Below are 20,062 nucleotides of genomic sequence, written 5' to 3' on the forward strand. Positions count from 1 at the left end.
TTTCTCCTGCCGATCCCCTGTCCCAGCTCGTCCTCTGTACCTACTGCGTCTGCGCCGACGGCGGCGCCGCGTCCTGCGACGCGAGCGAGAGCAGCTCCAGCACCTCGGGCAGGCCGTCGGCCACGAAGTCCGGGCGCCGGTCGGCCGGTGCCGCCTCGGCGTCGGCGGCGGAGCTCGTGCCGGTGGTGACCAGACATCCCAGGGCACCGGCCGTCCGTGCCATCGCACACTCCAGGTCGAGGTCGTCGCCGACGATGAGCATCTGCTCCGGCCTGACCCGCAGCCGCCGGGTCAGCAGCTCCAGGGCCTCCCGCGACGGCTTCCCGAGCACGTGGTAGGGACGGCCGGTGACATGGCTGAGGCCGCTGGCGATGAAGCCGGACACCCCCACGTTGAAGCGGCGCTCGGAGGCGAAGGAGGGGGCGTCGGAGGTGCAGTAGATCGGTGCTCCGGCCAGGACGGCCTCGGCGGCCACCTGGAGCTTCTCCCGGCCGAACTGTGTGTCCCAGCCGATGACCACGGCGGCGGCGTCCGCCGGTTCCCCGGCGAGGGCCCGGTCCAGGTCCACCAGGGGGAGCCCGTGCCGCAGGAACTCCTCCTGGACGCCGGGGCCGCCGAAGATCAGGACGGGCCGCCCCGGATACAGGGTCCGCATCGTCTCCGCAGCCACCACGGCGGGGGTGAGCACCTCCTCGTCCCGCACATCCAGGCCGAGGGAGCGCAGGGTCTCGGCGATCCGGGCGGGGGTCTGCATGGAGCCGTTGGTGAACACGGCCATGCTCCGCCCGGTGGCACGCACCAGGTCGATGGCCTCCCGGGCGCCGGGGAGGGCTCTGCCGCCGTGGCCACTGGGACCGTCGGAGAGCACCAGGCAGCCGTCGATGTCGAACATCACGCCGCGGACCTCGGCAAGCCTGGCGAGCTCCTTTCGCCGCTGCTCCCGGTGCGCCGTGCCCGCCGCGCTCACCGGGCGTCTCCGGTCTCGGTGCGGCGCAGTTCTATCCGCTCCGCGCCGCGGGTCACGGAGAGGTACGTCCATCTGGGCAGCCGGTGGGCGGCGCGGATGAAGTCGGCGACGCCGGTCACCGGGGCGGTGCCGCGGCCGGCGTCGGACGGGGACCAGCGCGGGGCGGGCCCCGCGGCGAGCATGGTGTCCACCTGATCCTGCGGGAGCACCAGGCGCAGCAGCAGCTCCTCCTCGGGCAGCTCGCGGGCGAACCGGCGCGCGTATTCCTCGTGCAGCTCGGCCAGGGACTTCTCGGCCGGGGTCACGGCGAGCTCACGGGCCCGGGACAGCGCGGCCACCTTCTCCAGGACCTCCGGCGCGATCTCCCCCTGGGGGGTGCCGAAGTTTCCGAGGACGAAGCGCACCACCTCGTCGGGGATGCGGCTGTAGCGTTCCTGGCCGGACCCGGCCGCCAGCACGTTCATCAGCGCCTGGCTGCCCACGAACTGGCTGAAGGGCGTGACCATGATCGGGTACCCGAGCTCCGCGCGGACACGTCCGGCCTCCTCGATGACGGCGGGCAGCGTGTCCAGCATGCGCAGCTCGCCGAGCTGGCGCTTGAGGGTGGAGATCATCCCGCCGGGGACCTGGTGCACGTGGAAGCTCAGGTCGTACTCGGTGGGCGCACCGGCCGGCAGGCCCTGGGAGTCGGCGACGGTGTGGAGGATCTCCGCGGCAGCGGCGGCCGCCTCGCGATCCGCCTGCACCGGGATGCCGAGGGCGTCGAGGTTGCCCAGCAGATTCTCCAGGCTGGGCTGGGCGGTGCCGTTGGAGAGCGGACCGAGCCCGGTGTGCAGCACGTCCACCCCCAGCTCGGCGGCCACCAGGTACAGGTGCGAGGCGGCGCCGGTGGTGCAGTGGCTGTGCAGCTCCAGGGGCTTGGCACCGGCGGCCTGGCGGATACCGGGGATCAGCTGCCGGGTGCGCTCCACGGTGAGCAGCCCGCCGGGGTCCTTGACGTAGAGGGAGTCCACGTACGGGCTGGCGTGGTACGCCCGGATGTTGCGGCTGTAGCTCTCGTCGGTGTGGACGGGGCTCTCGGTGAACGTCACCGCCGCCACCACCTGCTCGATCCCCTCCTCCTTGGCCCACTGGGCCACCCGGAGCAGGGAGTCGGCGTCGTTCATCGGCTCGGCGATCTGCAGCCGGCGCAGCCCGTGCCCGGCCATCAGCCGCAGCGCCATCCGCATCACGGTCTCCGAAGCCCTCTCCCAGGACATGAAGCGCATGCCCGTGGTGATGGCAGACAGCGGGGTGGCGGGCATGACGGCGCGCATCCGGGAGATGCGCTCCCACGGGTTCTCCCGGTGCCACTTCACGCCCATGGCGAGGTTGGTCGAGCTGGTGAAGTCGATCGCCTCGTAGCCCACCCGGTCCAGCAGCGGTCCCACGGCCTCGACCATGCCGGTGGTGAGCCCGGTGGCGCCCCACAGGCTCTGGTTGCCGTCCCGCAGGCTGGTGTCCACCAGGCGGATCGTCTTCTGCCGCCCGTCGGACCCGGTGCGGGCCCCCGCCGCGGCCGGCTCGGTCGCGAGCGTGGTCATCGGACGGCCTCCTTTCGCCGGTTCTGCCGCTGTTCCCAGGCCGGGCCGAACCACGAGGTGCTCACTCCGCCGTGGATGAAGTCGGGGTGGGAGAGGACGAACCGATGCAGTGGCAATGTCGTCCTGACGCCGTCGAGTACGACGGACTGCGCGGCGGAGCGCACCGCCGCCACCGCGGCGGGGCGGCTGTGAGCACGGACGATCAGCTTGGCCATCAGGCTGTCGTAGAACGGCGGGAAGGGGTAGCCGTCCTCGATGTGGGTGTCCACGCGGATCCCCGGCCCGGCAGGCCACCGCACGCGGTCGACGACTCCGGGGGTGGGCCGGAAGTCGTTGTCCGGGTCCTCCGCGTTGATCCGCAGTTCGATCGCGGTGGCCGGGGGGACCGGCGGCACGTCGGGCAGCTGCGGGTCCCGGCCCAGGGCCAGGCGCAGCTGGGCCGCCACCAGGTCGATTCCGTAGGCCTCCTCGGTCACGGGGTGCTCCACCTGGATGCGGGCGTTCATCTCCAGGAAGACCACGTCCTCGGACTCGGTGTCCACCAGGAACTCGACGGTTCCGGCGCCGCGGTACCGCAGGGCCCGTACCAGTGCTCGGGAGGAGTCGTGCAGCACGGCGCGCCGGGCTTCGGAGATTCCCGGTGCGGGGCATTCCTCGATGAGCTTCTGGTGCCGGCGCTGCACCGAGCAGTCCCGGTCCCCGAAGACCTGCGCGCCGCCCCTGCCGTCGCCGAAGACCTGCACCTCCACGTGGCGGGCCGCCGGGTAGAAGCGCTCCAGGTAGAGCGCGCCGTTGCCGAAGGCCGCCTGCGCCTCGGCCGCGGCCTGCGGTGCCAGCCGGGCGAGCTCCTCGGCGTCGGTCACCAGGCGGATGCCGCGGCCGCCGCCGCCGTGGACGGCCTTGATCAGCAGCGGGTAGCCGATGGTCCCGGCGAGCGGGACCACGGCGTGCACGTCGTCGACCTCGACGGCGGGGGCCACCGGGACACCGGCCGCCACGGCTGCTTTCCGCGCGCTGCTCTTGTCCCCGACCGCGCGGAGCGTCTCCGGCCGCGGGCCGGCGAAGGCGATGTTCTCGGCGGCGAGCAGTTCGGCCAACTCGGGCTGTTCACTCAGGAAGCCGTACCCGGGGTGGACGACGTCGGCGCCCGCATGCACGGCGGCCTGGGCGATGTACTCCGGCCGCAGGTAGGACCGTCCGGCCTGCGGCGGGCCGATGACGATGACGTCATCGGCCAGCCGTGCCGCCCGGGAGCCGGTGTCGGCCGCGCTGGCGGCCAGGACCGGGCCGGCCCCGATGCGCCGGGCGGCGGCGATGATCCGCACTGCGATCTCCCCGCGGTTGGCGACGAGTACCACGGGGGCCTTGCGGGTCCCGGGGGTCGTACGGGCGGTGGCGTTGCTCATGACGCGCCCGCCTCGGCGACGACGGCGAGGGGCTGGCCGAACTCGACCTGCTCGTTGTCCTTGACCAGGAAGTCGGTGAGCGTGCCGGCGACCCCGGCGGTGACCGGGTTCATCAGCTTCATCACCTCGATGATGCCGATGGTGGTGTCCGGCTCGACGGTGGCGCCCGGCGCCACGAAGGGCGGTGCGCCGGGAGAGGGCGAGCGGAAGAAGACGCCGATCATGGGGGCGGGGATGGTCGTGCCCTCCACGGCCGGGACGGCGGGGGCCCGGACAGCGGTGGCCGGGACAGCGGGGGCCGGTGCGGCTGCGGGCTCCGGTGCCGGGGCGGCGTGCTGTGCCACCGGGGCGGCGTTCGCCGGGGCCGGAGCGGCGGCCTGGACCGGCTGGGCGAGCGGGGCCGGCTGCTGCAGCTGCGGGGGCTCGGCCGAACGGGACATCCGCACCCGGACGTCGCCGAACTCGACGACGGCGGACTCGTAGGAGCCCTCGTCCAGCAGCGCCACGAGGTCCAGGATGTCCTGCCAGCTCGGGGTGGTCTCGGTGCTCATCGGGTTTCTCCCTTGACCGCGGCAGCGACGAAGCCGAGCAGGTCGGTCGTGGCCTTGGTGGTGTTCCTGCTCTTCTGCTTGCGCTTCCGCCAGTTCGTCTCCGCCCGGGATTGCAGCAGCATGACCCGGGGAACGCCATCGGCGTCCCGCTCAAGCGCCCACTCGATGTCCTGCGGGCAGCCGTAGTGCCTCTCCACGCGCAGCGCGATCTCCGCCAGCCGCATCAGCTCGCTCTCGCTCAAGCAGGGGACGTCACGGCGGGACTCCTCCACGTCGCGCCGGATCACGCCGGTGCCGTCCGGAGCGGGCACGTACTCGTGCTGCTTGGAGGCGATCCGGCGGCTGGTGACGGAGGGGCCGGCCTTGGTCAGCCAGTACTCGTCGGGGGTCACCTCGCCCGAGACCACGGCCTGGCCGAGCCCCCAGCTGGCGTTGACGGCGATGACCGAGCGGTCGCCGGTGCGGGGGCTCACCGTGAAGGTGACCCCGGCGACGTCCGCGCCGGCCATCAGCTGCACCGCGACCGAGATCTTCGACGCCTCGGTGGCGTCCGTGTCCGACATGCCGGAGCGGTAGGCGATCGCCTGGGGCGTGTAGAGGCTCGCCCAGCACTCGCGCACTTTGGCGAGCACGGCGTCCGCGCCCACCACCCACAGGTAGGTCTCCTGCTGTCCGGCGAAGCTGGCGGCGTCGCCGTCCTCATCGACGGAGGACGAGCGGACGGCGACCGGGCCGCGGTCGGGGTCGCCCGCACCGCGGCGCTGGGCGGTCTCCCGGGCGAGTTCCAGATAGGCCCCGCGGATCTCCTCCTCGACGGCGGCCGGCAGTTCGCGGCCCAGGATCAGCGCGGTGGCCCGCTCATGGGCGGCCTGGAGGGACTGCGGGCTGGCCGGGTCGGCGCCGCGTACCAGGCGCTTGAGCTCCTCGCGCAGGTCCGAGGCGTCCCGGAAGTCCTCGTACGCGTCCACGGTGATGGCGAACCCGTCCGGGACGGGCAGGCGGGCCTGGAACATCTCGCCGAGGCCGGCGCACTTGCCGCCCACCAGGGACCGGTCCGCCGAGCCGAGCTCGTGAAATCTTCTCGTGTAGGTTCCCACGTGTTCGTCCTTGTCAGCTGGGTCAGCCCCATTCGGGTGGGTGCCGCAGAGGCGGAGGGCGGTGCCGGGCCATCGCGGCTGTCCGGCGGGTGCGGCGGGTACGCGGGTGCGCGTCACGAGACGTCGGCGGCCTCGTCCAGGATGGTGACGGTGCCGGTGTCGCCGTCGACCCGGATCAGCTGGCCGGTCTTGATGGTCGAGGTGCCGAAGCCGGTACCGACGACGGCGGGCAGTTCGTACTCGCGCGAGACGATCGCGGCGTGGCACATGATGCCGCCGATGTCGCTCACGGCCCCGCGGATCCGGCCGAACACCGGGGTCCAGCTCGGGCTGGTCACCGGGGCCACCAGGATCTCGCCGTCCTGGACGGCGTCGAGCTCGCTCGGGCGCAGCACGAGGCGGGCGCGGCCCTCGGCGACGCCGGGCGAGCCGGCGAAGCCGGAGAGGGTGGTGCCGTTCGCGCCGTCGCCCTGGGCGGCCAGCCAGCGCTCCACGGTCTCCGGGGTGATGCCCCAGAGCATGATGGTCAGCGGCTCGCTGATCTCCTCCGGAACCGGTCCCAGGGCCGGCGGCGGGTTCCAGCCGCTCAGCGCGGCGTAGATCTCCTTGCGCCGCCTGATGACCTCCGGCCAGTGGTGGCCGCCCTGCGGATCGCCCCCGGCGCCCCAGGCCATCTGCAGGTCGACGACCGCCTCCTCGACCTCGGCGCGGCGCAGGAAGAAGATGTCCTCCACGTCCTCCCAGAAGCCCCACTTCTGCAGCAGTGCGCTGAACTCGCGCACCTTGTTCCAGAAGTTGGTGAGGAACCAGTGCTCCACGTAGAAGTTGTGGTTCTCCACGTAGGGGAACACCAGCCGTGCCAGGCCGAGCGCCTCGTCGAAGCCGGGGAGGTCCTCTTCGTCCAGGAGTGAGCGGTACTGGTCCACCAGGGCGTCGCGCTCCGCCTGGAGCTTCTCCAACGGGCGGACGAGGTCGTCGCCCTCGCGCAGGCGGTCGATGTAGTCCCCGATGGCCTGGATGGGCAGGGTCAGGTCGTCGATCCAGCTGCGGTGCGAGTGGTACATACCCGAGCCGTAGGAGAAGTGGAACCAGGGGTCCTTGCTCTCCTCAAGGGCGGCCAGCCACCGGCGCCCGGCGCCGGTCCCGCCGAGGCCGGTGATCAGCTCCTCCCCGGTGGTGGCGGCGCGGACGGCATCGCCCACGCCGAGCTCCTCGGCCTTGCGGGCGAGGGCACGCAGCTCGTCGTCGGGGCGGAAGAGCAGCACGTCGATGCCGCTGACCATCCGTGAGATCGTCTGATCGTCGATCTCGGGGAAGTGCTCCTTGCACAGAGTGAGGAACCGCAGGTAGGCGGCGTAGCCCAGGTTCAGGAACTCCGAGTGCAGGGTCCAGATACGGTCACCGTGCTCAAGCAGCCGGTGGTAGGCGGCGAGCAGCTGGTTGCCCTGGCTGGGTCCACGCTCCTCCAGCACGCGCTCGATCGGCTCGAACTCCGACAGCGGAGGGACCTCAAGGTCGTGGACGGTGCGGATGGCGTCCGTGACACGGTCCTGCCATTCCGCGTACAGGGTCTCCCAGTTCCGAAAGTAGTGGCCGGCGCGCTTGGCGAACTCCTCCGCCCGGCGGGCCTGCTCCTCCTCGTCCGGGCTGGGGATGGTGGACATGTAGGTGTAGCCGTTGACGACCCTCACGTCCAGGCCCTTGGCCGGCGGCAGGACGAACACGCGGGTGTTGGTGACGCCGGTGCCGGTGAAGGCGCCGTCGACGATCAGCTGGTCGAAGGGGTAGGAGACCTCCGGGAAGTGCAGCGAGTTGCGGAACCAGGTCTTCGCTGAGTCCTCCGCGCGCCGGGCGTACAGGAACCGGTTGTGGTAGGCGTACATCTCCTCCCAGCCCTCGGCCCCTTCCGGAGTGGAGATCTCGTAGGGGTCCGGGAAGCCGCGGCCGGGAGTGGGCTGCGCGGAAGGAGGAGTCTGGCTCCGTTCGCCGTCTGCAGTGGTCACTGGCTGCTCCTTCACGTCCACCGGAGGCTTGCACGTAGGAGTCACCATGGGGCCTGTGGCTCAGATCGCCAAGCAAGCTTTCCACTGAGTAAAAAACAACAGACCCCGAGTCCGCGATCCTGCACTTCGGAACGTGATCATCAGCCGGACGTTTTCATTCAGTGAAGTGCTGATTAGGCTGGCCTCCGCGTCGCCCGGACGCCGCACACAGTCACGACGAAGCCACCGCACGGAGCCATCACAGCCACCACAGGAACGACCCGCCAGGAGAAGCGATGGCAGCAGCAGAGAACGGCAACCCCGGCAAGTCGGTGATCCACCGGGCCTTCGCCGTCCTGATGTCCTTCGACGTCGCCCACCGGTACCTGACGCTGTCTCAGCTGTCGCGCCGCAGCGGTCTTCCCGTGGCCACCACCTTCCGGCTGCTCAACCACCTTGAGGTGATCGACGCCGTCGAGCGCGACACGGCGGGGCGGTACAGCATCGGCCCCAGGGTCTGGGAGCTCGGCATCCTGGCCCCCACCCATGACGTGACTGGCAAGGGCACCCGTCCGCTGCTGGTCCGGCTGGCGGCCAGGACCGGCATGATGGTGCGGGTCTTCGCTTACAAGAGCCACAATGCGCTGTGTTTGGAGGAGGTCCTGGCCAACGGCGCCAGCTCCTCCGGCGGCGGGCCGGGGCTGACCCTGCCCTTGGCCGACTCGGCCGCCGGCCGGGTCCTCCTCGTCCGCATGGCACCCGCGGCCAGGAAGTCACTGCCGTTGACCCGGGCGCAGTTCGACGAGGTGGAGGAGGCCATCGCCGCGTACGGGCGACAGGGCTGGGTCCGGCTTGCCCGCTCCGACGGACAGGCCGAATACGCCGTCGCCGTCGACGCCGAGGGCCGCCCGCCCATGGCACTCTCCGTCAGTCCCCCGCCGACCCGGGCGGCGGGGGCCAAGGCCGATCCCTTGCCGGCCTCCGCAGTCAAGAGCCTGGTATCGGAGCTCCACAGCGTGGCCCATGCCCTCGCCACCGCTCTGGCCAGACCTGCCGATCCTCCGGGACACGCGAGCCCACCACCGTACGACAGCGAGGAGGACACCATCGACCATGAGCAGTGAGCCGTCCAAGAGCCCCCCGAAGTCTGTCACCGCCAGGGCACTCGCCGTGCTGGCGGCGTTCGACGTCGAGCATCCACTGCTCACGCTCAGCCAGCTCGCCCGGCGCTCGGGACTGCCGGTGGCCACCGTGTACCGGCTCGCCGGCGAGTTGGAGGACGGCGGCTTCCTCGACCGGAACAGCTCCGGCCGGTACGGGCTCGGCGTGCGGCTGTGGGAGATGGGCGTGCTCACGCCCATCCACGGCCGGCTGCGCGAGACGGCCCTGCCCTTCCTGCTCAACCTCCAGTACGACTGCCGCGAGACCGTGCAGCTCGCCGTATGCGACGGCGCGGCCGCCATCTACATCGAGAAGCTCACCTCCGAGCTGTCGGTCCCCGTGGAGAGCCGCATCGGCGCCCGGATCCCCCTCCACGCGACCGGCATCGGCAAGGCGCTGCTGGCGTTCAGGCCCGAGGCATTCACCGAGGCGATCCTGGCCATGCCCCTGAAGCGGTTCTCACCGGAGACGATCACGGACCGCCGGGTGCTGACCCGCCAGCTCGCGCAGATCAGGCAGCAGGGCTACGCCCAGAGCCACCAGGAGTACCACCTGGGCTCCACCTCCATCGCCGCGCCGGTCCTGGTCGGCGGGACCGTCAAGGCCGCCATCGGCATCGTCAGCTACGCGCTGCGCGAGGATCTGGACCAGTTCGCGCCCGTCTTGCTGCACGCGGCGGAGGGCCTGGCCAAGCGGCTGGCGGAGACGGAGGGCACTGCCTACCCGAGCCTGAGCGGCCTGGACCAGGAGTGAAAGATCTCAGGGGCGTTGGTCGTGCGGCTAGCCTAGGGACGCGAAAGACCGATCGAAGGGGGCAGTCGGGTGCCGCATCCCCGGGTCAATTTCGTCGGTGAGGCGGGCTCTGACCTGCATCTTGAGCTGTCGCCCACGGGGCCTCGCCGGGCGGCGGTGGCGGCGGCGCTGCGGGACGCGGTGCGCAGTGGGCGGCTCGCGCCGGGGACCCGGCTGCCGCCGTACCGCTCACTCGCGGTGGATCTGGGGGTCGCACGCAACACGGTCGCGGACGCGTATGCCGAGTTGGTCGCCGAAGGCTGGTTGACAGCCCGGCAGGGATCCGGAACCCGGGTCGCTGAGCGCGTCGCTGCCAGGCCACGGCGTGTTCCCAGGAAGGCCCCTGGGCGTGGGGACGGCGCCGTCCACGATCTGGGGCAGGGGCAGCCGGACGCGACGTCCTTTCCGCGCGCCGCGTGGGCCGCGGCCGTTCGCCGCGCGGTGACCGCCGCACCACATGACGCCTTCGCCCCCGGCGACCCTCAAGGGCGTCCCGAACTGCGCCGCGCGCTGGCCGAGTACCTCGCACGGACGCGTGGCGTGTCTGCTTCACCGGACCAGATCGTCGTCTGCGCCGGGTTCGCGCACGGGCTGCGTCTGCTGTTCGGCGGCGGGGTGCTGTCCGGGCCGCTGGCCGTCGAGCCCTACAGCCTGCCCTTCCACCGCGGCGTCCTGGGCGACGCCGGAGTGCGCACGATCCCGCTGGGCCTGGACGAACGGGGCGCACGGACCGAGGAACTGGCGTCGCGTCCTGGCACCTCGGGGCGGCACGGAGCACGTGCTGTCCTGCTCACTCCCGCTCATCAGTTCCCGATCGGCGGCCCGCTGCATCCGGCGCGCCGCGCCGCGGCCGTCGACTGGGCGCGCGGTCGCGGTGGTGTGGTGCTGGAGGACGACTACGACGGCGAGTTCCGTTATGACCGGGAACCGGTGGGCGCGGTTCAGGGGCTTGATCCCGAGCACGTGGTCTACATCGGCTCGGTCAGCAAGAGCCTGTCCCCGGCGATCCGGCTCGGCTGGATGGTTCTGCCGCCGCACCTGGTCGGCCTCGTGCTCGCGGCCAAGGGACTGCGCGAGGCGTGGACGGGCGTCACCGACCAGCTCGCGCTCGCGGAGTTCATCGCCTCCGGGCACTACGACAAGCACATCCGCCGTATGCGGCAGCGCTATCGCGCCCGCCGCAACCAGCTCGTCGCGACGCTGGCCGAACGCGCCCCGCACATCGCGGTGACCGGAATCGCGGCCGGGCTGCACGCCGTCCTCCGCCTGCCCCCGGGCACCGAGCCGTCCACTGTGAAGGCGGCCACCGGGATGGGCGTGGCCCTCGACGGCCTGGCGGCGTTCCGCCACCCCGACAGCCCCCAACCCCACTGGGACGGGCTGGTCGTCGGGCACGCCACACCGCCCGAGCACCGCTACCGGCCGGCGCTCGACGCGCTGTGCCGTGCCCTGCCACCACCCCCTGACGCCTGAGCTGCGCGCCGCGCCCGCCGGAAGGAGCCCAGGACGCCGGTGTGGTGCCGCCCGAAAAGGGGCGGCACCACACCGAATCTGTGCTGGTCAGACGTGCACGGCCGGGCGGTCGCCAGCCTGCGCTTCGCCCTCGGTGACCTGCTCGGTGTTCGGCTTGACGCCGGGTTTGCGCAGGCCGAGCGCGACCAGCGCGGTCGCCGCGATGCCCGCCGCCGCGATCACCATCGCGGTGCGCAGCCCGTCGGTCGTCGCGGCACGCAGCGCTCGGCCGCCGAGTCCGTCCAGGCCCGCGTTGGCGACCGCCACCAGCAGCGCCAGACCGACCGCGCCGCCGACCTGCTGGCTGGTGGAGGCGACGCCCGAGGCGATGCCGCGTTCTTCGGCGGCCACCCCGAGCGTGGCGGCGCCGAACATCAGGGTGTACCCGGCGCCCTGGCCGACCCCGAGGACGACCAGGCCGGGGATCAGCGCGACGTACGAGGCACCGGTCGCCATCGTCGCGGCGACGATCACGGCGCCGAGGCCGCCCACCGTCAGCGCGGTAACCAGCACCGGCCGGATCCCGTGCCGGGTGGCCAGCCTGCCCGCGGTCTGCGAACCGACCGCGATGGCGGCCATCGGCACCAGGAACGCCAGCCCGGTGGTCAGCGCGTCGTAGCCGTGCACGCCCTGGAAGTACACGGTCAGGAAGTACAGCAGGGTGCCGAAGGTACCCATGTACAGGAACGTGACGGCCGTCCCCACGCTCAGGTTGCGGTTGGTGAACAGGCGCAGCGGCAGCAGCGGATCGGCGCTACGCCGTTCGATCACGACGAACACCGCGAACAGGGCCGCGCCCGCGAGCGCGGTGGCCAGTACGGCGGGCGACAGCCATCCGGACTCCGGTCCCTGCACCAGGGCGAACACCACGGCCGTGATACCGATCGTCGAGGTCAGCGCCCCAGCGACGTCCATCGAGCGGCCGTCGGCACGCGACGCGTCCGGTGCGATCGACACGAAGGCGAGCAGCGCGGCGGTACCGGCGAGGGGCACGTTGACCAAGAACACCGACTCCCAGCCGAACGCCTCCGTCAGCACGCCCCCGAGCAGTGAGCCGAGGATCATCCCGCTGCCGCCCGCCGTGCCCCACACCGCGAACGCCCGGTTGCGCTCGCGTCCCTCGGCGAACTTCGTGGAGACCAAAGTGAGCGTCGCGGGGAACAGGAACGCGCCACCGACCCCCTGCGCGGCCCGGGCCGCGACCAGCACGGCGGCCGACTCGGCCAGACCGCCGAGCAGCGAGGAGACCGCGTACAGCACGAGCCCGACGGCGAACATCCGCCGCGGTCCGAGCAGGTCACTCGCCCGCCCGCCGAGCAGCAGGAAGCCACCGAACGCGACGGCGTACGCGCTGATCACCCACTGCAGGTGCTGTGCGGAGAAGCCGAGGCCGGAGCCGATCTCCGGCAGCGCGACGTACACGATGTTGTAGTCGATCGAGATGATCAACTGGGCGAACGCCAGCAACGCCAGGATCGCTCCCGGGCGGCGGCGCCGGGGCGCCTGGGGCATGGTCGAAGGCATGAGGAGACCGCTTTCCGGAGAAGGTGCCGGGGGGTGGGTGCCGGGCCGCTGGGACACGCGGCCCGGCTGCGGGTTCATCGCTGGGCGAGCGCCTCGGCCCACACGGGGCTGTCGAAGTAGTGGTTGTCGTACTGCTGGGAGCTGTCGCGAATGTCCTGCACCGTGGCCTCGCCCCGGTAGACGCGCTCCAGCAGCCGGTAGTAGTCGAAGCGGTGCAGGCCGGGGGTGAAGACCACCAGCATCTCGGCCTCAGTACCGGGAGCGGGCGCGAACGCGTGCGGCACGGTCGGCGGGACGGTGAGGAAATCGCCCCGTCCCAAGGTCACGATCTCCTCGTCCACCAGAATGCGCACCGCACCGTCCAGGACGAAGAACATCTCGGTGGCCTTGGTGTGGAAGTGCGCGGGAGCGCCCGGCGACCCCTTCTGGAACGTGGCCTTGTTGGCGGTGAGCGCGCCGCCGGTCGCACCCGCGTCGGCCAGCAGCGTGATCAGGCTCGTCGCGCCGTCCTGCAGGAACTCGGCGTCCGCGGCGCGGACCAGGACGGGGGCGGTCGGCTGGTTCGAAACAGCGTTCATGGATTCTCCCGGGTGTCCGGCCCGGCTTCTCACCAGGCCCTTCTTGCTGACACCGACGAATCTACGGCGCACAAAGACCCATCACATGGTTCATTCAGCGGCGATATCCATGGGTCAATTTCGCATCCTTGGAGGGCGTTGAACACGGCCATCCCACAGAGATCCGGCGCTCCAAGCCCCGGGTCAGATGGCGGGCGCGCTAGCCAACTCGACGCAGAAAACGTCAGTTGCAGGGACGGACCGCGGCGAGGCGGTCGTCACGCGCCGATGAGCGGCCGTGCTGCCTAAGATCTCGATGCTGCCACCGCGAACTGCTCGACCGCGTCCTGATCTGGAACCAGCGGTACGGCTCGGGCCTTGAGCTGGGCGCTACCGGAGATCGAGCAGCTTTCGCACCTTGTCGAGGTTCATGCGGCCGACCCCGTGTCCCCATTCTTGGAGGGGTCCGCATGCCTGGACATCGTCCAGAGCGATCCTCCTCGTCCGCTCACTGTCGAGCCGGAGGTAGGCGTCGCCGAGAAGGAGCCTTACCTGGTGGTCCACCGCTGCGGACGTGCTGCCCTGAAGTAAGGAGAGCGCGTTGATGGCCCATTTGAGGCTGCCCATCGACAGCGCCTTGTGGTGACCGGCGATACGCATGGGCTGGCTGGTTGTGCCGACCGAGAGGAGACGGAGGTCGCCGAGGCCCCTGCCGTTGTACCTGATGGCCTCGATCACGCCGACCATCGCCGGGTTGTTCGCCCAAACGCCGCCGTCCACCAGGCTGTCGGCCTCTCCCATCTGGACGGGAGCGAGATACGTGGGCGCGGCGGAGGTGGACGCGGCGACCTTCCACACCAACTGATCGCCGCCCCACCGCAGACCCGGTGCGTGGTCGTCCTTCCAGACCCGGGGCGTGCCGTGTACGAGTTCATAGGCGGTGATGCAGACGGGTTTGGCAAGATCGTTCATGCGCATCTCGCCGAATCGCCGCTGAAGGACCGCGTCCAGGGCCGTCCGATCGTGCTTGGGGCCGTTGAGCCTGCGGAGCCGCCGCGGCCGGCCGAAGATCGAAGCGCCCGCCTCGCGGTAGAAGTCCAGCATCTCCCTGCAGGTCCGGCCGGAAGCCAGCCCGAGGGCGATGATCCCTCCGGTTGACGTGCCCACCAGCAGGTCGAACACGTCGACGAACGCGGGGCCCAACGCGCTCTCGATCTCCGTCAGGACGGCCGCCGTGAAAATTCCCCTGAGTCCTCCGCCGTCCAGGGTCAGAACATGGTACGGCCCGCTCACGCCATACCTCCCGGGCCGTCATGGTCCGTGAGCTGCACGTAAAGTCCGTTGACGAGCAGCCGTGCGTCATCGAGGTTCCATGAGGTCTCTGCGGTACCGCCGAATAAGGAGGTCATCCTGTTCTGGCAGAGCATGTCCGATCGGCTCATCGGGTTCTCCCACAGCCACACCACCGCATTGCGGTAGGCATCCGGCTCGCGGCAGCCGATATAGCAGAGGTTGGGGACGTTATAGAAGAGGCACTCCACAAAGTAGGAAGGCGCGCCCTTCTTGACAACGGACGATCGTTCGTCCTCGACGAGCCGGTTACGGGCGTTCTTGGCGATTCGGACAACGGGTTTGAAGACTCCTCCGCATAACAAATCCTTGATCTCACCGTTATGACGATGTTGCATGGGATAGTTGACGACACGGGTGCGGCCATTATGAAATTCGATGCCCCCCTCAAAGTACCGATGCAGGTGGTCATGGAACAGGGTATAGAGGTGGAAGTCGAGCGAAATTAGCACATCGGCCTTCAAGGCGAGGGCCTTGGCGGGGACCTCTACACACTTATTCCTCACCTGCACGCCGAAGAACCGCTCCTGCAGCACCGGAATGACCCTTCCCCGAAACCACTCCCAGGTGCGGGTCGATGACTCGTGAAGCTTCAGGTACTTCTCCTTCTGCACCGGAGGGAGCCGATCGGTGTTCGCATAGAAGGGGTCCTTGAGAGCGATCACGACGTCGACGTCGCTGTCGCCGACAATATTCGTTTTCCCCGCATACGATCCCTGGCAAAATATCTCGTATTCGCAATCTTCAAGAGCCGCTGATGTCAAGGCTTCTTTGATCGTCTCGTAGGTGTGCGCCGCCTGAAGGAAGTCGCCTCGCTCTGACCATTCCTCCAACTGCTCCCTGGCGAGAACCACCGCGCCCCCTCAGATGATATCGGGCCAATCGTCAATGAGCGGCGGCACCGGGTCAACCGAAACCTCCCGGTCCATCGCGGCTACCACGCCCGCGTCTGGGTTCTCGTCGAACCCGGAGCTCTCGCTTAGCATCTGTAGGCTCGATTTCGACTGCTCGTTGGGACTCAGAGGCCACACGGCCTCCTCCCAAAGAACCGCCCTGAACTTCTGATCGAACATGAGGTGCTCGCCTGGGACTTGCCGGGACGGGGCTGACTTCTCTTCGAGGCTCAGCTGCGCCACCTCCTCGTGGACGGAGGCCAAATTCAGGCTGGTCCGTATCACGCGCGGTTCGCTCTTGAGGGGATGGGTGAGAACTTTTGGGAGGCACGCTCCGATCTCATCGGGCAACGCCCGGGTGGCGACCTCGGGAGGAAGCCTTCCAGGCTCGACTCTCTGCGCCGCCTGCTCGCCTTTCGCCCAGTCCCTGACCTCCACGAAGCGGTTACTACGCGAACCCTCTATCACGTCATCCAGTGACCGCTGGCGTTGATGGTCGAGAGCCTGCGCCCGTTCGGCCACAACGTCGGGACAGCGCACCCGCCCGCCGAGATCCCCGACCCAGAGCGAACGGTCGCCGACCTCGACCCTTTCTACGAGCTTCGCCTCGGCGAGGCGGTCCATTTCCCGCTCGACCTGAGAGGTGCTGAGACCCGAGGCGACCGCGATGGCGCGCTGGTCGATCACTCTCTCTTGGAAATGCGCGACGACACCAAGGACCCTGGCCTGAGAGCTCGCAGGCTCGCCCGAAAGCCGGCCATGGAGATCGAGAAGCGTGTCGACGGCCGAGGTGCCGTCCCTGTCCAGCCGAGCCGCCATCGACCCGACCGCTTCGACTCCATACAGGCTGATCGCCGCACCGGCGAGGAGGACGGCCCGGGCTACCCCGCGGCACGTCATCAGAATGTGACGCAGGCCGGGTTCGGCGGCTAAGGGCAGCTCCCCACAGACAGAACCAAGCAGTTCCCTCTGTTGCTCCTCGTCAAGTGGGCCGAGGCGGTTCTCGACAACCCGCCGATTTGTGATCTCGCTCAGTCCGAGCCGCTCCCGGCTCACCAGGATGACACGCGCCGCTCGTTCGGGGAGGACCTCCTCGATGAGGAAGTCCTCCCTTTCCGGAACGTCGTCCAGCACGTACACCCGATCCGGCGCAGCAGCGGTCACCGCTCTGAACTCCTCCTTCAGGTCCTCGGGATCATCTGGTAGCTCCGCGGGGGGCACGCCGAGGTTGTGCAGAATCTCCCTCTGCACCTCCTGCACCGGTCTGGGCAGGCCCAGTCGTCCGTCCGGCAGCCTGCGAGAGAGCCCGACCTCGACGACATGCGCCGCCTGGGGGTCGATCACCCGCCGCGCCAGGGCCCTGGCGAAGACGCTTTTGCCGATTCCCCGCTCCCCATTGATCTCGATAATAAGATCGTCGTGGTTCTGGGCCGCCAGATCCCTCAGAAGGTCCTGCCGAAGCAGTGGTGTCGGCACGGGCTTGCGCCAGGCGAGCACAAGTCCTTCGAGAACCCCGGCGGTGAGGCACGGCGCCAGGTCGGCGAAGGCCGGAACCCCCGGAGTACGCCACCCACGGTGAGCCGGTTCGCGCCACTCGCTTCCGTCATCAGCCGTCTCTGTGTCGTTTTCGAGCAACAGCCGGATGAACTGGTAGGAGTAGGTCGGCTCCTCAAACCTCAGAAATGGCCAGACGCGCGCCATCACGGTTTCGGGGTGGGCTGTCCTGGCTGCCCTCCGCGCCTTGCTGAGAGCCTCCTCGACCAGGGGGTCCGCCCATGAGATCTCGTCGAGGAAGTCATGAAGCCTTCTCAGCGGCGCCTGTTGCGCGTCGGCCCCTTTCATAATCGGACTGTCAGGGAGACATCGGTCTCCATCGCGCCCGTCGACCATCACCGCGCCCCTCTCTACCGGGTGGATGATGCCCGCCACGCGCATCCGCCAGACGGGCCGCCACGGCCAGATCCGGCGGTGTCTACTCCGCGGAGGCGGGCGAGGCGGGGGCTGGCGTTCGCGCCACCAGATGTGACGCGCCCGGATCTGTCGGTCGCCGCGATCGGGGGGCGACGATCGAGTCCCGCGGCCCCGCCGGGCCGGCACCGGTGGTGGAACGAACCGGGGCACGGATGAGCATCCGCCGCCGCCGTGAGCGCAAGCCCGAGCACTTCCTGGCCTCGTCAGAGATGCCCGTATGCGTATGGGGGGCGGGCGTCGGGGAGAGGGGGTGGACGCCCGTCCCCCGCGGGTTATTTTCGGTGATGAGGTCGTGGTAGCGGCCCATCCAGTAGGGCAGGAGGTAGGACGCTCCGTCGTCTTCGGTGCCGCCTGCGCTGCCCTGGTCGAGCTGTAGGGGTCGTGGTTCCAGTGGCTGACCACTCGCTCGTCCACGGGGAGGACCGTTCCACTTCGCAGCATGCCCAGCCGCCGCCCTCGACGACACCGTCGAGGGCGCGGCGGCGGTGCTGCTCCAACTCCGTGTGGGCGGTCAGCGGGTCCGGCTCAGCGACGGTCGGCTACGGGTCCGCGATGGCCGTGGTGATGACCGCGCTGGTCGTGCTCGCGGGCCTGGTCTTCATGCGCCTGCGTTCCCGGGCGGGAGGACGGCGGCATGAACGGCACCATGACGAGGCCCCGGACGCGCGGCACGGCAGTGACCGCCGCCCCGGCCGTGCGGGTTCGGCGGATCTCCCGCTCGCTCCTCGGCCTCTGCTTCGGGCTGCTCGCCCTGATCTTCTTCCTCCCGATGATCTGGATGACGCTGTCCGGCTAGAAATCGAACTCCGACATCTTCTCCCATCCGTTCGCGCCACCGGGCGACATCGACTTCGGGCAGTGGAAGACCGCCTGGCAGGTCGGCGGACTCGGCCAATATGTGGTCAACGGCCTCGTCGTCACCGCGTCCTCGGTACTGGCCATTCTGGTATTGGAATCCGCCGCCGCCTACGCGTTCAGCAGATTCAGGTTCCGCGGTCGCGGCGCCTTCATGGGCTTGCTGGCGTTGGGACTCCTGCTCCCGTTGCAGTCGTATTTCATCACGCAGAACACGATCTTCACCGACCTCGGTCTCACCGACACCCGCTGGGCGCTCATCGTGCCGTACACCGCGATGGGCCTGCCGTTGGCGACGTACCTGCTCAAGGTCTACCTGGACGCGCTGCCGTTCGAGCTCTTCGAGGCCGCCCGCGTCGACGGCGCCGGCGACCTGCGCGTCTTCCTGATGATCGTGGTCCCGCTCCTGAAACCGGGCCTGGCCACCGTCGCCATCTTCTCCGCGCTCACCAGCTGGAACGAATTCCTTATCTACGTGGTGTTCAACCGATGGGTGGTGGGCGGCGTCACCGCCGGAAGCCTGAAATGATCCTCATAGCCCGTGGGGAACTGGCGAAGACGGTCAGGTGAGCCTCTTATAGAGGAGCTTTGTGAAGCCGTCGGGATCGGTGATGATCCGGCTCTGTCTCACCGTCTCGACGTCCCATGCCTGCATGGCCTCCAGCCGGAGGGTGATGGGCCTGTCGACCTGGATGAAGATGTGGCCGGTGGCGGTGGAGCCGTAGACGGGGTCGTCGGCGAGGGGACGGCGGCCGGCGCTGATGGCGACCAGCAGGTCGCTCTCCCCGACCGGGGTGTCGGTGGTGACGTTGAACAGGCGGGAGACGATCCACGCGCGGGTGAGCCGGTCCTGCGCGGTCACGAACTGGCCGCGGACCTGCTGGGTCACCTCGTACACGCCCTGCCCGGCCAAAGTGATCGTGGCGTTGGTGACGGGAGTCCACCGGCGGCCGGTGGTCGTCGACAACGCGGTGGTCTCGCCGATCGCGCTGCCGTGGTCGAGCGTCCGGCCGGGCGGGGCCGTGGTCGTGTCGGCCGGGGCCTGCCCGCCGGGGGCGGGGTCGGCGGTGGCGGGGGCGATCATGGCGGCCAGCAGCGCGGCGATGACGGGCACGAGGGCGAGGCCGCACAGGAGGGCCACCGCCTCCAGCGCGGACGTGTCGTTGCGCGTGAGCCGTGGCCGGCGGGAGCGGGTGGCGCGCTTGAGGGCGTGGCCGTCGTAGCCGGTCATGGCGTCAGACCGTGGTGCCCAGATGGCAGGTTCTGATCTCGATCCCGGTCCTTCTCGATGTCAGCATCCGCACGATGACGCTTCCTTCCGTGATCACAGCCACCTTCTGCTGCTCGTCCTCGTCCCCCCATGCCGCCGGGCCCGCGGCCCGCCGATGCGCGCCGGACGCCTGTGCCCCCGATGCTCAGGCGTTCTCAGCTGCTGGGACGCTTCCATGCGAGTAGCTTCGCGGGCGCCGTCCATGCCTGGTCCATGCCCGGTCCATAGCGGGGCGGGACGGGATGCTCCGGAGGCCGCGCAGGCGGGCTCGTCCGTCCGCGGTGGCCGGGCCGCCCGGCGTGCCCGCTGGCGCGTCATCAAAGGCGGACGAACATGACGGAATAAAATGAGATTATCAAGAATATATTCTTCGCCCGGTTGTGATCTGGGCCACATGTCAGCGGATCTGACCGAGACCCACCGTCACGAGATGACACCAGGCGTGATATCGGACGGCGAAACCGTGCCAAGCACACCAAGAATGCTTTCATTGCCCGATGTGACACATATCTGTCACAGTATTGTGTTTCGGGGCATTGTCGAGTTGGGTGGCGATCGACCTTGCCCGCCACGATGCCGAGAGTTGATGCC

At 69.7% G+C, this 20,062-nt stretch carries 17 protein-coding genes; 5 read left to right on the forward strand and 12 right to left on the reverse strand.

The genetic code is table 11. From position 1 onward, the window contains the following. Positions 1–40: 40 nt before the first annotated feature. From AGRA3207_RS09670 to AGRA3207_RS09695, 6 genes are all read right to left on the reverse strand, one after another. A complete protein-coding gene (locus AGRA3207_RS09670) occupies positions 41–967 on the reverse strand; it encodes an HAD-IIA family hydrolase (protein ID WP_231334231.1) in 927 nt (308 codons plus the stop codon). Then, complete coding sequence (locus tag AGRA3207_RS09675; protein WP_231334232.1) at positions 964–2,550, reverse strand: hypothetical protein; 1,587 nt, start codon at positions 2,548–2,550, stop codon at positions 964–966. Before AGRA3207_RS09675 ends, AGRA3207_RS09670 begins: the two co-directional genes overlap by 4 nt. After that, complete coding sequence (locus AGRA3207_RS09680) at positions 2,547–3,956, reverse strand: ATP-binding protein (protein WP_231334233.1); 1,410 nt, start codon at positions 3,954–3,956, stop codon at positions 2,547–2,549. The genes AGRA3207_RS09675 and AGRA3207_RS09680 overlap by 4 nt, the downstream gene beginning before the upstream one ends. Then, the gene (locus AGRA3207_RS09685; protein WP_231334234.1) at positions 3,953–4,507 is read right to left on the reverse strand and encodes an acetyl-CoA carboxylase biotin carboxyl carrier protein; all 555 of its coding nucleotides are present in this window, start codon (positions 4,505–4,507) and stop codon (positions 3,953–3,955) included. Before AGRA3207_RS09685 ends, AGRA3207_RS09680 begins: the two co-directional genes overlap by 4 nt. Further along, positions 4,504–5,604: a PEP/pyruvate-binding domain-containing protein gene (locus AGRA3207_RS09690; protein WP_231334235.1), complete on the reverse strand. Its 1,101-nt coding sequence runs from the start codon at positions 5,602–5,604 to the stop codon at positions 4,504–4,506. The genes AGRA3207_RS09685 and AGRA3207_RS09690 overlap by 4 nt, the downstream gene beginning before the upstream one ends. Positions 5,605–5,717: 113 nt before the next feature. Next, complete coding sequence (locus AGRA3207_RS09695) at positions 5,718–7,607, reverse strand: PEP-utilizing enzyme (protein ID WP_231334236.1); 1,890 nt, start codon at positions 7,605–7,607, stop codon at positions 5,718–5,720. Positions 7,608–7,882: 275 nt separating this feature from the next. Here AGRA3207_RS09695 and AGRA3207_RS09700 point away from each other — a divergent pair, with 275 nt between their 5' ends. The 3 genes from AGRA3207_RS09700 to pdxR all read left to right on the forward strand — a co-directional run bounded on the left by AGRA3207_RS09700 (position 7,883) and on the right by pdxR (position 11,012). Then, positions 7,883–8,710, forward strand: a complete 828-nt coding sequence (locus AGRA3207_RS09700) for an IclR family transcriptional regulator (RefSeq protein ID WP_231334237.1) — start codon at positions 7,883–7,885, stop codon at positions 8,708–8,710. Further along, positions 8,700–9,500, forward strand: coding sequence for an IclR family transcriptional regulator (locus tag AGRA3207_RS09705; RefSeq protein ID WP_231334238.1), 801 nt, complete (start codon positions 8,700–8,702; stop codon positions 9,498–9,500). The genes AGRA3207_RS09700 and AGRA3207_RS09705 overlap by 11 nt, the downstream gene beginning before the upstream one ends. 69 nt (positions 9,501–9,569) lie before the next feature. Then, positions 9,570–11,012 (forward strand): MocR-like pyridoxine biosynthesis transcription factor PdxR, encoded by a 1,443-nt coding sequence (gene pdxR, locus AGRA3207_RS09710; protein ID WP_231334239.1) that lies wholly within the window; start codon positions 9,570–9,572, stop codon positions 11,010–11,012. An 87-nt stretch (positions 11,013–11,099) separates the two neighbouring features. Here the strand turns inward: pdxR and AGRA3207_RS09715 are convergent, their stop codons facing one another. From AGRA3207_RS09715 to AGRA3207_RS09735, 5 genes are all read right to left on the reverse strand, one after another. Beyond that, positions 11,100–12,563 (reverse strand): MFS transporter, encoded by a 1,464-nt coding sequence (locus AGRA3207_RS09715; protein WP_231334240.1) that lies wholly within the window; start codon positions 12,561–12,563, stop codon positions 11,100–11,102. 86 nt (positions 12,564–12,649) lie between these two features. Further along, on the reverse strand, positions 12,650–13,153 hold the full coding sequence (locus tag AGRA3207_RS09720; protein WP_231334241.1) for a cupin domain-containing protein: 504 nt from the start codon (positions 13,151–13,153) through the stop codon (positions 12,650–12,652). Positions 13,154–13,522: 369 nt separating this feature from the next. Next, positions 13,523–14,425 (reverse strand): CBASS cGAMP-activated phospholipase, encoded by a 903-nt coding sequence (locus AGRA3207_RS09725; protein ID WP_231334242.1) that lies wholly within the window; start codon positions 14,423–14,425, stop codon positions 13,523–13,525. Then, positions 14,422–15,336 carry a nucleotidyltransferase-like protein gene (locus AGRA3207_RS09730; protein WP_231334243.1) on the reverse strand — a complete coding sequence of 305 codons (915 nt, stop codon included), beginning with the start codon at positions 15,334–15,336 and terminating at the stop codon, positions 14,422–14,424. Before AGRA3207_RS09730 ends, AGRA3207_RS09725 begins: the two co-directional genes overlap by 4 nt. 9 nt (positions 15,337–15,345) lie before the next feature. Then, positions 15,346–17,304: a P-loop NTPase family protein gene (locus AGRA3207_RS09735; RefSeq protein WP_231334244.1), complete on the reverse strand. Its 1,959-nt coding sequence runs from the start codon at positions 17,302–17,304 to the stop codon at positions 15,346–15,348. Positions 17,305–17,980: 676 nt separating this feature from the next. Here AGRA3207_RS09735 and AGRA3207_RS09740 point away from each other — a divergent pair. Both AGRA3207_RS09740 and AGRA3207_RS09745 read left to right on the forward strand, forming a co-directional pair. Next, positions 17,981–18,142, forward strand: coding sequence for a hypothetical protein (locus AGRA3207_RS09740; protein ID WP_231334245.1), 162 nt, complete (start codon positions 17,981–17,983; stop codon positions 18,140–18,142). 102 nt (positions 18,143–18,244) lie between these two features. Further along, entirely contained in the window at positions 18,245–18,730 is a 486-nt protein-coding gene (locus AGRA3207_RS09745; protein ID WP_231334246.1) for a carbohydrate ABC transporter permease, read from the forward strand. Positions 18,731–18,763: 33 nt separating this feature from the next. Here the strand turns inward: AGRA3207_RS09745 and AGRA3207_RS09750 are convergent, their stop codons facing one another. Further along, on the reverse strand, positions 18,764–19,432 hold the full coding sequence (locus AGRA3207_RS09750) for a hypothetical protein (protein WP_231334247.1): 669 nt from the start codon (positions 19,430–19,432) through the stop codon (positions 18,764–18,766). Positions 19,433–20,062 lie beyond the last annotated feature (630 nt).

The organism is Actinomadura graeca (assembly GCF_019175365.1).
GTDB classification, from domain to species: domain Bacteria; phylum Actinomycetota; class Actinomycetes; order Streptosporangiales; family Streptosporangiaceae; genus Spirillospora; species Spirillospora graeca.